Genomic DNA, 12,591 nt, shown 5'->3' on the forward strand with positions numbered 1-12,591 from the left:
TCCGGGCGGCCGATGGCTACGGAAGCGTGACCGTTTCTCCCGGGGTGATCGTGTCGGGGTCCTCGATCTGCGGGTTCGCCGCCGTCAGTCCGGACAGCGGGACGTCGTTCGCCGCCGCGATGGACGAGAGCGTGTCGCCCTCCCGCACCGTGACGGTGCGGGCCCGGCCGTACTCCGCCGTCAGCCGCGCCAGCTGCTTGGGGCCCGGGATGCCGTCCGCGTCGGCGCCCGTGTCGCCGATCTTCTCCTGGTACCGGCGCACCGACTCGGTGTCCGCGTCCGTCCATTCGGGGCCGGGGCCCTCCTCGTAGGCGCCGCAGCCGGCCCGCACCAGCATCTCTCCCAGGCGGGTGATGTGCTCGCCGCTGCTCCCGGGGCCGTAGGCCAGACCGTCGATCACGACCTGGCGGGAGGAGTCGCCGTCCTCCGGCGTCCCCCCGTCCCGGTCTTCCTTGCGGTCCTCCTCCCGGGCGGCGGGCCGGGAGGAGGTGTCGCCGCCGGCCGGGATGTCGGACTCGTCGGCCTGCTCGCCGAAGTAGACGACGCCGGGGCGCCCCTGCCAGTCGGGGTCGGCCACGACGGCGCCCTCCGGGAAGTCCGGGATGCCGTACCCGTAGACGTAGGACGACTTGCGCGGCCGGGTCTTGAGGTAGACGCCGTCGCCCTCGGCCGAGCCCGAGTCGTTGGTGTTGCCCTCGATGGTGGTGATCTCGTCGTCCGTGTACGCGATGCAGATGCCCGTGTGCGAGCCGCCGCCGGGGCCGAAGAAGACCACGCTGCCGACAGCCGGGTAAGCGCTCCAGCGGTCGCGGCCCTGGAACCACTCCACGCCCGCCGGGCACCACGCGTAGCGCGGCACGATGTCGCCGTTCCCGCTGCGGTCCGCGGCCCAGCTCACGAACATGCCGCACCACGCCTCCTCGTTCATGCCGTACCAGCGGCCGAACTTGTTGTCGTTGTCCCAGTGCCCGTCGGAAAAGCCCTCCTGGTATCCGATCTCCTCCCGGGCGACGCTGATGAATTCCCTTGCTCCGGACATGGTTTACCCCTCCTGGATTTTGAACATGAATATTTCCGTGGCGTCGGTGACGTGACCACAGTGGAATGAACCGGAATGAACGCTCGCGCGATGGTGCGCAGAGGGCACGGCATGGACGTGCACCGCCGCCGACGTGGGCAGCGAGCTGTCGATCACCATGCCACATCGAGGCCGGACATGCTCTTCCGGGCCCCCGTTGAACGCTTTTCCGGGAGGCGTTGACCAGCGCGTTGATCCGCGTTGACCGGCATTGATTTCACGTTGACCCACCGTGAATCAGGACTCGGCAGCATGGTGAACGCCGAAAAGGTTCGGCTGCTCCCGGAGCAATTCATACGACGCTGCGCCGAAGAATGCGCAGCGCTCCAGAACGGTTGGCAGAGAGAAATGTCCCCGCAGAACGGCCAGATGTACGTCCTTCGCTCGGCGACCGGTGTGGTCGCCGACATCGACCACAGCAACACGGCACCGGGCACGAAGATCCAGGGTTGGTCGCCCAACGGTTCCAAGGCCCAGCAGTGGGTCTTCTGGGCCAAGGACAACGGCTCGTGGCTGCTGGAGACCGGCCTGACGCACGGCACCCACGGCCCCGGCCAGGCCATGGTCCTCGACTACGACTTCACCAACTGGCGGGCCCACCTGGTCGAGGAGCACGGGCAGGACAACCAGCTGTGGCAGCTGGAGGACGCCGGCGACGGCTACGTGCGGATCAAGAGCCGGCGCACGGAAGGCGGCGACGCCTATCTGACCGCCGACGGCGGCGGCCGCTTCCTGGGCGTGTGGAAGGCCGACTCCGGCAGCGACGCCCAGCGGTGGCGGCTGGAGAGCGTCTCCTTTTCCGGCCAGGGACAGCAGCCGCAGCCTCAGCCGGGTCAGCAGCCCCAGCCCCAGCCGCAGCCCGGTGGTGGCGGTGGCGGCTCGGCGGTCGAGGAGATGCTCAGCCTGGTCAACCAGGAGCGGGCGAAGGCCGGTCTGCCGGGCCTGGTCCTCGACGGCCGGCTGAGCGCGGCGGCGCAGCGGCACTCCGACGACATGGCGCGCAACAACTTCCTGGGCCACGACGGCAGGGACGGCAGCACGCCGTGGAAGCGGATCAACGACGCGGGCATCGCGAACGTGCCCATGGCCGAGAACGCGGCCACGGGTTCCGACGTGCGCGGAACCATGGACATGTGGATGCGCAGTGAGGGGCACCGCAACAACATCCTCGGGCGTGACTTCCGGCGCTTCGGGGCGGCCTTCTCCCCCGGCAGCGGCGGCCGCTGGACGCAGACCTTCGCCGGCTGACGACACCCGAGAGGACACCCCCATGGGCATCACCTGGATTTCCGGTGCCGAGCGCCTCGGCGACGGCGACATCGGCGGCGGCATGGACACCCCGGACGAGCCGCCCCGCATCGTCTGGCACACCACCGAGAGCGGCGCCGGCGACGCGGAGTTCGACTCCACCGCCGACTACCTGATCGAGATCGGCGCCGAGCCGCACGTGCTCTACGACCCCACGACCGACCGCATCGGCCAGTTCGGCCCGCTGGACGAGAGCGCCCGCGCCCTGCGCAACGACGGCGACGACCGCACCAACCGCACCGGCAGGGTCTGCATCCAGGTCGAGGTGCTGGCCCGGGCGAGCGAGCCCTTCACCGGCTACTGGCAGCCGGGGCCGAACTTCGCCGCGCTGCTCGACGCCGCCCGCTCCTGGGGCGTCCCGGACGCCTGGCCGGCGGGCGACCTCGCCGCCGACGGCTCGGACTCCACCGACCGGGACAGCGACACCTGGCACTCCGAGGGCGGCCACTACGGGCACGCCAACGTCCCCGGCAACGACCACTGGGACCCGGGTGCCATCGACCGGTCGGCGATCCTCACCGCGGGCTCAGGCGATGCCCCGGCCCCGTCCGTGACCGAGACCGCGGACGAGGAGTCCGGCGCCCCGTCCACGGCGGGGGCCGCCGACGTCAGCCTGGCGAAGGTCGTGGCCGCGGCCGGGAGCGACCCGGACGCCCCGCAGGGCGCGACCTCCCACCGCGACGACGTGCTCGTCGTGGAGCGGGCCCTCCAGGCCGAGGGCCTGCTGTCCGCGGACTGGGTCGACGGATCCTTCGGCACCAGGACCCAGGACGCCTACGCCGAGTGGCAGAGCCGCTGCGGCTACGAGGGCGACGACGCCGACGGCGTCCCGGGCCGTAACACCCTCGAGAAGCTGGGCGCGGAGCACGGCTTCCGCGTCACCGGCTGAACCCTTCGCGCTCCTCACCCACGAAACCCACGAAAGGCGTCACAGCATGTCTGTCGTTCCACAGAACGGCCAGTTGTTCACCCTCCGGTCCGCCAACGGCCTGACGGCCGACGTCGACCACAGCAACACGGCACCGGGCACGAAGATCCAGGGCTGGAAGCCCAACGGCTCCAAGGCCCAGCAGTGGGTCTTCTGGGCCAAGGACAACGGCTCGTGGCTGCTGGAGACGGGTCTGACCCACGGCACCCACGGCCCCGGCCAGGCCATGGTCCTCGACTACAACTTCAGCGCCGGGGTCACCCACCTGTTCTCCGAGCACGGCGACGCCAACCAGCGCTGGCTGTTCGAGGACGCGGGCAGCGGCTGGTACCGGATCAAGACGGCGCGCGGGAACGAAGGCGACCGTTATCTGACGGCCGTCGGCGAGGGCATCGCGCTGGCGCTGCGGAGCCCGGACGGGGGCGACCCCGGCCAGCGATGGGAGCTGCTGCCCGCCGGCTCCCAGCCGCAGCAGCGGCAGCCCGGCGGCCAGGGCGTGCGGATCACGCTGGACGCCGGGCAGGCCCCCGACCTGGCCGGCTGGCTCGAAGAGCGGAAGCCGGTGCTGGAGACCTGGTACCCCAAGACGGTCGCGCTGATCATAGGCGACGCCTACGCGGCGCCCGCCGAGTACCGGATCGTGCTCGACCGCTCCAACACCGGTGTCGCCTACGCCTCGGGCGGCATGGTGAGCGTCAACCCCGACTACGTCCGCCGCAACCCCGGCGACGCGGGCTTCCTCATCCACGAGCAGGTCCACATCATCCAGCAGAACCGCACCGCGCCGGGGTACTTCGTGGAGGGCGTGGCCGACTGGGTGCGCAACTACCACTTCGAGAACGGCGGGCTCCCCTACGTCCGGTCCTCCGATAAGTACACCGACGCCTACAAGACGACGGCGTACTTCCTCGACCACGTGGCCACGCACTACGACGCCGACATCGTGCGCAAGCTGAACGTGGCCGGGCACGACGGCTCGTACGCCGGCGACGACGCGTGGTGGAGCGCCCGTACCGGCAAGACCGCTCAGCAGCTGTGGGACGAGATCCCCAAGCGCTGAGTCCCCTCGGCGGGACGACTTCCCCCGTCCCGCCGAAGCGCCGCGTCCCCCGGTCCCCCCAGCCGGGGGGCGCGGCTGCTGTCCCCGCCCGCCACGGGTCAGAGCTCCCGGAGGTGCCGGGCGACGTCGTCCGCGTCGGGCAGGCCCAGCTCGCGGAAGACGCTCTCCGCGCGGCGGTAGTGCTCCCGGGCCTCGCCGGTGTCGCCCTGTGCCCGGTGGGCGTGGCCCAGCTGGGCGAGGGCACGGGCGAGGATGCCCGCGTCGCCGCGCGCCTCGGCGATGTCCCGTGCCCGCGCGGCGTGTTCGGCGGCCTCCACGGGTCGTCCCGAGAGGTTGTGGGCCTCGGCGATCGCGCCGAGCAACAGGCCCTCGCGGAAGCGGGAGCCCGTCTGCCGCCACAGGCGCAGGCTCTCGTGCAGGCTGTCGAAGGTCTCGGAGGTCCGCCCGGTCCACAGGCAGACCTGGGCGAGGTTGTGCAGCGCGTTGGCCTGGCCCGCGACGTCGCCGGTCGCCCGGGTGACGGCGACGGCCTCGCGGCAGTGCGCCAGCCCCTCCTCGGCCCGGCCGGTGGCCAGCAGGGCCAGGCCGAGGAAGCCGAGCGCGTATGCCTCGGTGCCACGGCTGGCCAGGGCCCTGCCGTGGGCCAGTGCCTCGGTCAGCATGGCGTGCGCGGTGGTGAAGTCGCGCAGGGCCAGCGCGCCTCCGCCCCGTGTGATCAGGGCGTGGGCGAGCAGCGTCCGCTCCCCGGCCGCCCGGCACAGCTCGATGGCCCGGTCCAGGGCGGGGGCGCCGAGCCGCATGGCGAAGCGGTGCTGCACGGAGCCGCCCAGCATGTACAGGGCGCGTGCTTCCGCGGTGCGGTGGCCGGCGGCGCGCGCGGCCTCGGCCAGGGTCCGGGCGGCGCGCTCGAGGCCGTACGGCTGCGCGCCGAGGCGGCCGAGCGGGTCCGCGGCCAGCAGCAGGTCCGAGCAGACGGTCAGCGACAGGGAGGGGTCGCCCGCCGCCTGCTCGACGAGCCCCAGGAGCGACGACTGTTCGTCGAGCAGCCAGGCGGCGGCCTCCTGCGGGCCGGCGAAGACCAGGCCCGCGGAGCGCGGCGGGGCCGCGTTCCCGGGGAAGAGGTCGTCGGGCAGCGACGCCCGGTGGGCATCGAGGGCGGTGGCGAGGGCGAACTCCAGCAGGCGGGTGAGCGCGGCGGTCCGCTCGTGGTCCGGCACTTCGGCGACCGCGGTCTGACGGGCGAAGAGCCGGAGCAGGTCGTGGTAGCGGTAGCGGCCGGGGGCTACCGATTCCAGCAGGCTCAGGTCGACCAGCGACTCGCACAGCTCCTCCGCCTCCCGCTCCGGCCGGGCGAGCAGCGCCGCCGCCGCGGGCACGCTCACCTCGGGCACCTCGGGCAGGGCCAGCAGCCGGAAGGCGCGGACGTGCTCGGCGTCGAGCAGGTCCATGCCGAGCCGGAAGGTCGTCTCCACGGCGGCGTCCTCCGCCGTGAACGCGCCGAGGCGGCGCCGCTCGTCCGCCAGCAGCGCGGCGGTCTCCGTGAGGGTGTGGTCCGGCCGGGCGGCCAGCCGGGACGCCACGATGCGGAGGGCGAGTGGCAGATGGCCGCAGGCGTCGAGCACCTCGGCGGCGGCCTCCGGCTCGGCGGACACGCGCCGTTCGCCGACGATCCGGGTCAGCAGCTCCAGGGCCTCCGCCGGTGTCATGGGCCCCAGGTCCACCAGGGTGGCCCCGGTCAGCCCGGCGAGCCGGGAGCGGCTGGTGAGCAGGACGGCGCTGCCGGGTGCGCCGGGCAGCAGGTCGCGGACCTGGGCCAGGTCGCGGGCGTTGTCCAGCAGGACGAGCACCCGCCGGGTGGCGAGCATGGAGCGGTAGAGGGCGGCCCGTTCCCCGGGCAGCGCCGGGAGGTGGCCGGCGCGGACGCCGAGGACGCGCAGGAAGCGGCCCAGCACCTCCATGGGCTCCGCGGGCCGGGGGTCGGTTCCCCTCAGGTCCGCGTAGAGCTGCCCGTCCGGGAAGCGGTGGCGCATCCGGTGGGCCACGTGGACGGCGAGCGCGGTCTTGCCGATGCCGCCCATCCCGCTGATCGCGCTGAGGGCGACGATCCGGCCGCTTTCCAGCGCGGTGCACAGCCGGTCGGCCTCGTCGTTCCGGCCTGTGAAGTCGGCGGTGTCCTGGGGCAGCCGGGCCGGTCCGTCGGACCGGGCCGGAGCCCGGAGCCCGGTCGCGTCGCCCGACTGCCGCCCGGGGCCGGCGGTGAGGATCTTCTGCTGGAGCCGGTCCAGGCCGGGGCCCGGGCGGGTGCCCAGTTCCTCGGCGAGCGCGCGGCGGACGTGCGCGTGGACGTCGAGTGCGTCCGCCTGTCGTCCGGCGCGATGCAGCGCTGTCATCAGCAGCTCGTGGACCCGCTCGCGCCACGGGTGTTCGGCGGCCAGCGCGCGCAGCGGACCGAGCGCGTTGTCGTGCCCGCCCAGCGCGATCTCGGCCTCCCAGCGTGCCTCGACGGCCGACAGGCGCAGCTCCTCCAGCCGGGTGCGCTGGGCCTCGGCGTACGGGCCGGGCACGCCGGCGAGCGGCCTGCCGCGCCACAGGTCCAGCGCGGAGACGAGCAGTGACCGTGCCTGTTCGGGCCGGCCGGCGGCCCGCTCCCGCCGTGCCTCGGCCATACGGAGCTCGAAGACCGTCAGGTCGACGTCCTCCGGGGCGACGCGCAGGGTGTAGCCGTCGCCCGTCGTCAGCAGCGTCAGCGCGGCGGCGCGGGGCGCCCGGCCGGGCTCCAGCAGCCGACGCAGGGTGAAGACATGGGTGCGCAACGCCCCCAGCGCGCCGGGCGGGGCCTCGTCGCCCCAGACCGCGGCGATCAGTTCCCGGGCGGACACGGAGGTGCCCGCCCGCAGCAGCAGGACCGTGAGCACCGCCTGCACCCGGGGCGCGCCGACGGGCATCTCGGCCGGCCCGTCGTACACGCGAAGGGGACCGAGAACGGTGAACCGGCAGGCGGCGGTTCGCCCGGATACGCCGCCGGAGGAGTGGCCGGGAGAGGCAGTGAGAGGCATGGGATGTCTCCGAATGACGTGAGGACCACTTGGCGTGAGGACCTTTTGACGAGAGGTCACGAGGGGGGGGCGGATCGCCCGTGACACCGGTTCCGCAGGGGCGGGTCCGGCATACGAGGAGAGCGGGCCGCTCTCGTCAGGGGACCGGTGCCGGTTCGGGCCCGTCGCGGCGCCCGGGCCCGTCGCCGAGCAGGGCGAGGAGGTCGTCGGCCTCCGGCATGCCCAGGCGGGCGCAGATCTCGTGCGCGGTGCGCCGGTGCGCGCGGGCGCCGTCGTGGTCCCCGATGCCGTCGAGGGCGGAGCCGAGCGCGGCCAGGGCGTGGGCGCGGCCCCGGTCGTTCCTGACCTCCTCCAGCGTCGCGACCGCGGTCCGGGCCAGCCGGGCGGCCTCCTCGGCGCGGCCGGTGGCGAGCCGGTTCTCCGCGAGCCGGGAGACGGTGAGCCCTTCCCACAGCCGGTTGCGGCGGGTGCCGAAGAAGGCCAGCGCCTCGGTGAGGCGTGCGGCGGACTCGGTGGTCCGTCCGGCGGCGCCGAGGACGACACCCAGTTCGTACAGCGCGAACCCCACCCGGCGGCCGTCGCCCAGCCCCTGATGGACGGCCAGGGCCTCCTCGGCGTCCGCGACCGCCAGGTCCGTCTCGCCCGCCGACTGGCGCACCCGGCAGCGCGCCCCGAGGGCGTTCGCCTCGCCGAGCCGGTCGGCGTGCGCGCGGAAGACCGCCAGGGCCTCGGTGAGGAGGGCGTGGGTCTCGTCGTGGCGGCGCAGGTGGTACAAGCAGCGGGCCAGCAGCACCAGGGCGTCGGCCATGACGAGCGCGTCGCCGGCCGCGCGGCTCTCCGCCACCGCGTGGCGGTAGACCACGACCAGTTCGCGGAGGCGGGCCGCGTAGTAGTGGCCGTGGCCGAGGGCCAGATAGGCACGGCCCGCGCTGCGCCGGTCGCCCAGGCGGAGCGCCGCGGCGACCACCTCCTCGGCCGCCTGCTCGAACTCCGGCCCGGGGCGCCCGCGCTCCAGCAGCTCCTCCGTCATGAGCAGCAGGTCGGCCGCCGGGGCGAGGGCGCCGTCGGGGGCCTTGGCCGCCTGGCGCACCGCCGCGAGCAGGCATGGCGCCTCCTCGACCAGCCAGGCGCCGGCGTCCTCGGCCGTGGCGAACGACAGTCCGGGGACTCCTCCGGTCACCCTCAGGCGTTCGGCCCTGTCGAGGGCGCCGGGGTACGAGGCCCGCACCGTGGACACCATGAACTCCAGCAGGCGGCGCAGGGAGGCGGCCCGCCCCTCCGGGGACTCCTCCGCGCTCGCGCGGCCACGCGCGTAGAGCCGGAGCAGGTCGTGGTAGCGGTAACGGCCGGGGGCGGGAGACTCCAGCAGGCTTACGTCGACCAGGGACTCGCACAGTGCCTCGGCCTGCGACTCCGGCAGGTCCAGCACCGCGGCCGCGGCGGCGGAGGAGATGTGCGGGCCGTCGGGCAGGGCGAGCAGCCGGAAGGCGCGCTGCTGGTCCGGCCTGAGCTGGGCGTGGCCGAGTGCGAAGGCGGCCTCGACGGTCAGGTCGGCGACGCGCAGTTCCGCCAGGCGGTGCTTCTCGTCGGCGAGCCGGCCGCGCAGCGCGTCGAGCGGCCACGCGGGGCGCGTGGCCAGCCGGGCCGCCACGATCCGCACGGCCAGCGGCAGGTGGCCGCAGGCCGACACCAGCCGGGCGGCGTCGTCCGCCTCGGCGGCGACGCGGGCCCGGCCCATGACCTTGCCCAGGAGTTCGACCGCCTCGCCCCGGGTCATGACGTCGAGGTCGACCAGGCGCGCGGCCACCGGCCCCGCGAGCTTGGCGCGGCTGGTGACCAGGACGGCACACGAGGGCGGACCGGGCAGGAAGGGCCGCACCTGCCCGGGGCCGTGGGCGTTGTCGAGGAGGACGAGCACGCGGCGCCCGTCCAGCCGGGCGCGGAAGAGCTCGGAGCGCTCCGCCAGGCCCTCGGGCATCGCGGCGTCGTCCACGCCCAGCGCCCGCAGGAACGAGCCCAGCACGGTGGCCGGGTCGGCCGGATGGCCGCCGACGCCCTGGAGGTCCGTGTAGAGCTGTCCGTCCGGGAAGGACTCCCGCACCAGGTGCGCGACGTGCACGGCGAGGGCGCTCTTGCCCACCCCACCGGCTCCGGAGACCGCTACCGTGGCGGCGGCCCCGGGGCGTTCGGACGTCAGCAGCGCGCACAGCTCCGCCACGAGCGTGGCGCGGCCGGTGAAGTCGGCGAGGTCACCCGGGAGCTGGGCGGGCAGCGGCGGCGTGGCCGGGTCCGGGAGCCCGGTGCCGCCGGTGGAGTCCGGCGCCGTGAGCAGATCCCGTGCCTCGGCGAGGTCGCGGCCGGGTTCGAGCCCGAGCTCCTCGCTCAGCAGCAGGCGGGCCTCGTCGTAGACGGCGAGCGCTTCGGCGGACCGGCCGTCACGGTGCAGCGCCCGTATCTGGAGGGCGCGCAGCCGTTCGTGGAGGGGATGGCGTGCGGCCAGGCCGGCGAGCTCCGCGAGGACCGACCGCGGGCCGTCCAGCTCCAGGTCGAGTTCCAGGCGGGCTTCGAGGGCCGTCAGTCGCTGCTCGGTGAGCCGGGCGCGGTGCGCGTCCATGGCCGCGCCGGGGACGCCCGGCAGGGGGTCGTCCTGCCAGGGCTCCAGCGCGAGGCGCAGCCGGGCGCGGGCCTCCGCGAGCCGCCCGGCCGCCCGGGCCCGGCCCGCCGAGGCGACGTGGTCCTCGAACCGGGTGAGGTCCACGGCCTCGCGCGGCACGTGGAGCACGTAGCCGTCGGGGACGGATACCAGGACCCGGGGGGACTCGCCCGCGGCCCGCTCCGGCTCCAGCAGCTTGCGCAGCCGCGAGGCGTACGTCCGCAGGGCCCCCACGGCGCGGGGTGGCGGATTCCCTCCCCACAGGGCCTCCACGACGTCGGCCACCGAGGCGGCCCGCCCCTGGCGCAGCAGCAACACCACGAGAAACGCCTGCTGCTGCGGGGAGCCGAGCTCCAGTTCCCTGTCGCCGCGCCACGCGCGCAGCCGACCGAGCAGCGAGAACCGCAGCCCGGTGCCCCCGGTATCCCCGGTGACCATCTTTCGCCCCACCCCATTGACGCTTTCAGGCACACAAGCCGGGGGACGGCGGGCCGGACCCGTCTTCCCGCCGGGCGCTCGGCACGCCGCCCCACCGGTGTGCGTTTGCCTGGATATTACCTGTGGACAATCCGTCCTTTAATGTCACCGGCGCGATGCGGGAGGCACCGACACGACCCGGTACGGCTGATCAGCCAGGCGCTGGACATCATCAAGCACGTGATCGACGCCTGGTCGTACGTACTCCATATCGAGCAAGCGATGCCCTATTCCAGGTGGCTGGGTCTGCTCCGGCAGGTGGTCCCGGCGTAGCCCGGATACAGATGCTTCGCCCCTGTTCGTTCCGTCGTCCGTCGGAGGCGGCGTTCTCCGCTGAGCTGATCCGGCTCGATGTCCCATGCGACGACAGGGGCTGTCGAGTGCGAGTCGGACCAAGGAGACGACGATGACTGAGCAACATGTGGTGCTGGAGGGAAGCAAGCGGCCCGCCATGGCCGATGCGACCCGGGTGGCGGACGCGGACGCCCAGGCGCCGGTGAGCGTGACCGTCACCCTGCGCGGAAAGGTGGTCACCGACGACCGGATCCCCGACGAGCGGCGCGAGGACGCCGAGAAGACCAAGGCCGTACTGGAACGCTACGGCCTTACGGTCGACAAAGTCCGGCTCCAGCCGGGCAGTGTCCTGGCCAGCGGTCCCGTGAGCGCCATGAACGCCGCCTTCCAGACGAACCTTGGCATCTACCGCAGTGCCGAGCAGGGCGAGCTCCGTGGCCGCGAGGGCGAGTTGAGGATCCCGTCCGAGCTGGCCGGGATCGTGACCGGGGTCTTCGGGCTGGACGAGCGGCGGGTGGCGCGGCGGGCCGCCGCACAGGGAACGGGCACGGGCACGGGCTTCCACGGGTCGTTCTCGCCGGCAGACCTCGAGCGCCACTACAACTTCCCCCAAGGTCAGGGGGACGGCCAGAAGATCGGAATCGCCGAGTTCTTCCCTTGCGGTTACTTCGACGACGATCTGCGGGCCTTCTGCGACGGCCACAGCCTCCCCACGCCGCAAGTCGATGTCGTGCCCGTCGGCTTCGACCCGCCCCGGTCCCCTCTGGCAGCTCAGCAACTGGCGCCGGACGCCGAGGACAACACGCTCGAAGTGATGATGGACGTGGAGATCGTCGCCGGCCTCTGTCCGGCGGCCCGGATCCCGGTCTACTTCGTCCCATGGACCCAGAAGGGGTGGATCGACCTGATCGACCAGGCCATCGCCGACCGGCCGGTGGCTCTCTCGATCAGCTACGGGCTTCCGGAAAAAGATCCCCACTTGGCGTCCGCCGCCCGTGATGAGGTCTACAAGCGCCTTGAGGGTGCGGCGGGCCTAGGGATCACGGTCTGTGTCGCCTCCGGTGACGACGGAGCCGGGGCTCAGGTCCAAGACGGCGCTGCCCATGTCAGCTTCCCGTCCACCAGCGAGTCCACCCTCTGCGTCGGCGGCACCCAGATCGACTCCGCCGGCCGGGAAGTTTCCTGGTGGGAAGCGCCGGGTCGCCGCAGCGGCCACGGCGGCGCGAGCGGGGGTGGCGTCAGTGCCATCGTCAAGCGCCCGCAATGGCAACAGAACATCCAGGTGGACTCCCTGAACCAGGGCGCCATCAAAGGGCGGGTCGTACCGGACGTGGCCGCGCTCGCCGGCAGCCCCGGCTACGACCTCACGTTTGAAGGCCGGCCCCAGCCCTCCGGCGGCACCAGCGCTTCCACCCCGCTGTGGGCCGCACTGATCGCCCGCGTCGACGCCGCACTGCCGGCCGGCAAACGGCAGCGTTTCCTCACCCCGCTGCTCTACAAGAGCAATGGCGCGGGCGGGCAGCCACTCGGCCAGGCGGTCTGTCGCGACATCCCGACCGGCCACGACAACAGATCCAACCCCCCGGCGGTGGGCTACCCGGTCAAGGCCGGGTACGACGCCGTCACTGGCTGGGGCGTCCCGGACGGCACCGCGCTGGTGAAGGGACTGCAGAGCGTCTAGGTAGTGCTGCCGGATGACTCCTGCCCGGGTGGCGGATCTGTTGCCGCTCAGGGCAG

General features: G+C 73.5%; 7 protein-coding genes. 4 read left to right on the top strand and 3 right to left on the bottom strand.

The window, feature by feature from the left end:
* Nucleotides 1-16: 16 nt before the first annotated feature.
* Nucleotides 17-1,039, bottom strand: coding sequence for a peptidoglycan-binding protein (locus tag RM609_RS05625; RefSeq protein WP_311608399.1), 1,023 nt, complete (start codon nt 1,037-1,039; stop codon nt 17-19).
* A 387-nt stretch (nt 1,040-1,426) separates the two neighbouring features.
* Here RM609_RS05625 and RM609_RS05630 point away from each other — a divergent pair, with 387 nt between their 5' ends.
* From RM609_RS05630 to RM609_RS05640, 3 genes are read left to right on the top strand one after another with little or no spacing between them, the layout of a single operon-like run.
* The gene (locus tag RM609_RS05630; protein WP_311608401.1) at nt 1,427-2,326 is read left to right on the top strand and encodes a CAP domain-containing protein; all 900 of its coding nucleotides are present in this window, start codon (nt 1,427-1,429) and stop codon (nt 2,324-2,326) included.
* 22 nt (nt 2,327-2,348) lie between these two features.
* Nucleotides 2,349-3,275, top strand: coding sequence for a peptidoglycan-binding domain-containing protein (locus tag RM609_RS05635; protein ID WP_311608402.1), 927 nt, complete (start codon nt 2,349-2,351; stop codon nt 3,273-3,275).
* A 46-nt stretch (nt 3,276-3,321) separates the two neighbouring features.
* On the top strand, nt 3,322-4,374 hold the full coding sequence (locus RM609_RS05640) for a basic secretory protein-like protein (RefSeq protein WP_311608403.1): 1,053 nt from the start codon (nt 3,322-3,324) through the stop codon (nt 4,372-4,374).
* A 98-nt stretch (nt 4,375-4,472) separates the two neighbouring features.
* Here RM609_RS05640 and RM609_RS05645 read toward each other — a convergent pair whose 3' ends face one another.
* A complete protein-coding gene (locus RM609_RS05645) occupies nt 4,473-7,340 on the bottom strand; it encodes an AfsR/SARP family transcriptional regulator (protein WP_311608405.1) in 2,868 nt (955 codons plus the stop codon).
* A 226-nt stretch (nt 7,341-7,566) separates the two neighbouring features.
* Nucleotides 7,567-10,521, bottom strand: coding sequence for an AfsR/SARP family transcriptional regulator (locus RM609_RS05650; protein WP_311608406.1), 2,955 nt, complete (start codon nt 10,519-10,521; stop codon nt 7,567-7,569).
* 445 nt (nt 10,522-10,966) lie between these two features.
* Between RM609_RS05650 and RM609_RS05655 the strand changes: the two genes are divergently transcribed.
* A complete protein-coding gene (locus tag RM609_RS05655; RefSeq protein WP_311608407.1) occupies nt 10,967-12,535 on the top strand; it encodes a S53 family peptidase in 1,569 nt (522 codons plus the stop codon).
* The last annotated feature ends 56 nt before the right edge of the window (nt 12,536-12,591 follow it).

Source organism: Streptomyces hesseae (assembly GCF_031845785.1).
Classification (GTDB): domain Bacteria; phylum Actinomycetota; class Actinomycetes; order Streptomycetales; family Streptomycetaceae; genus Streptomyces; species Streptomyces hesseae.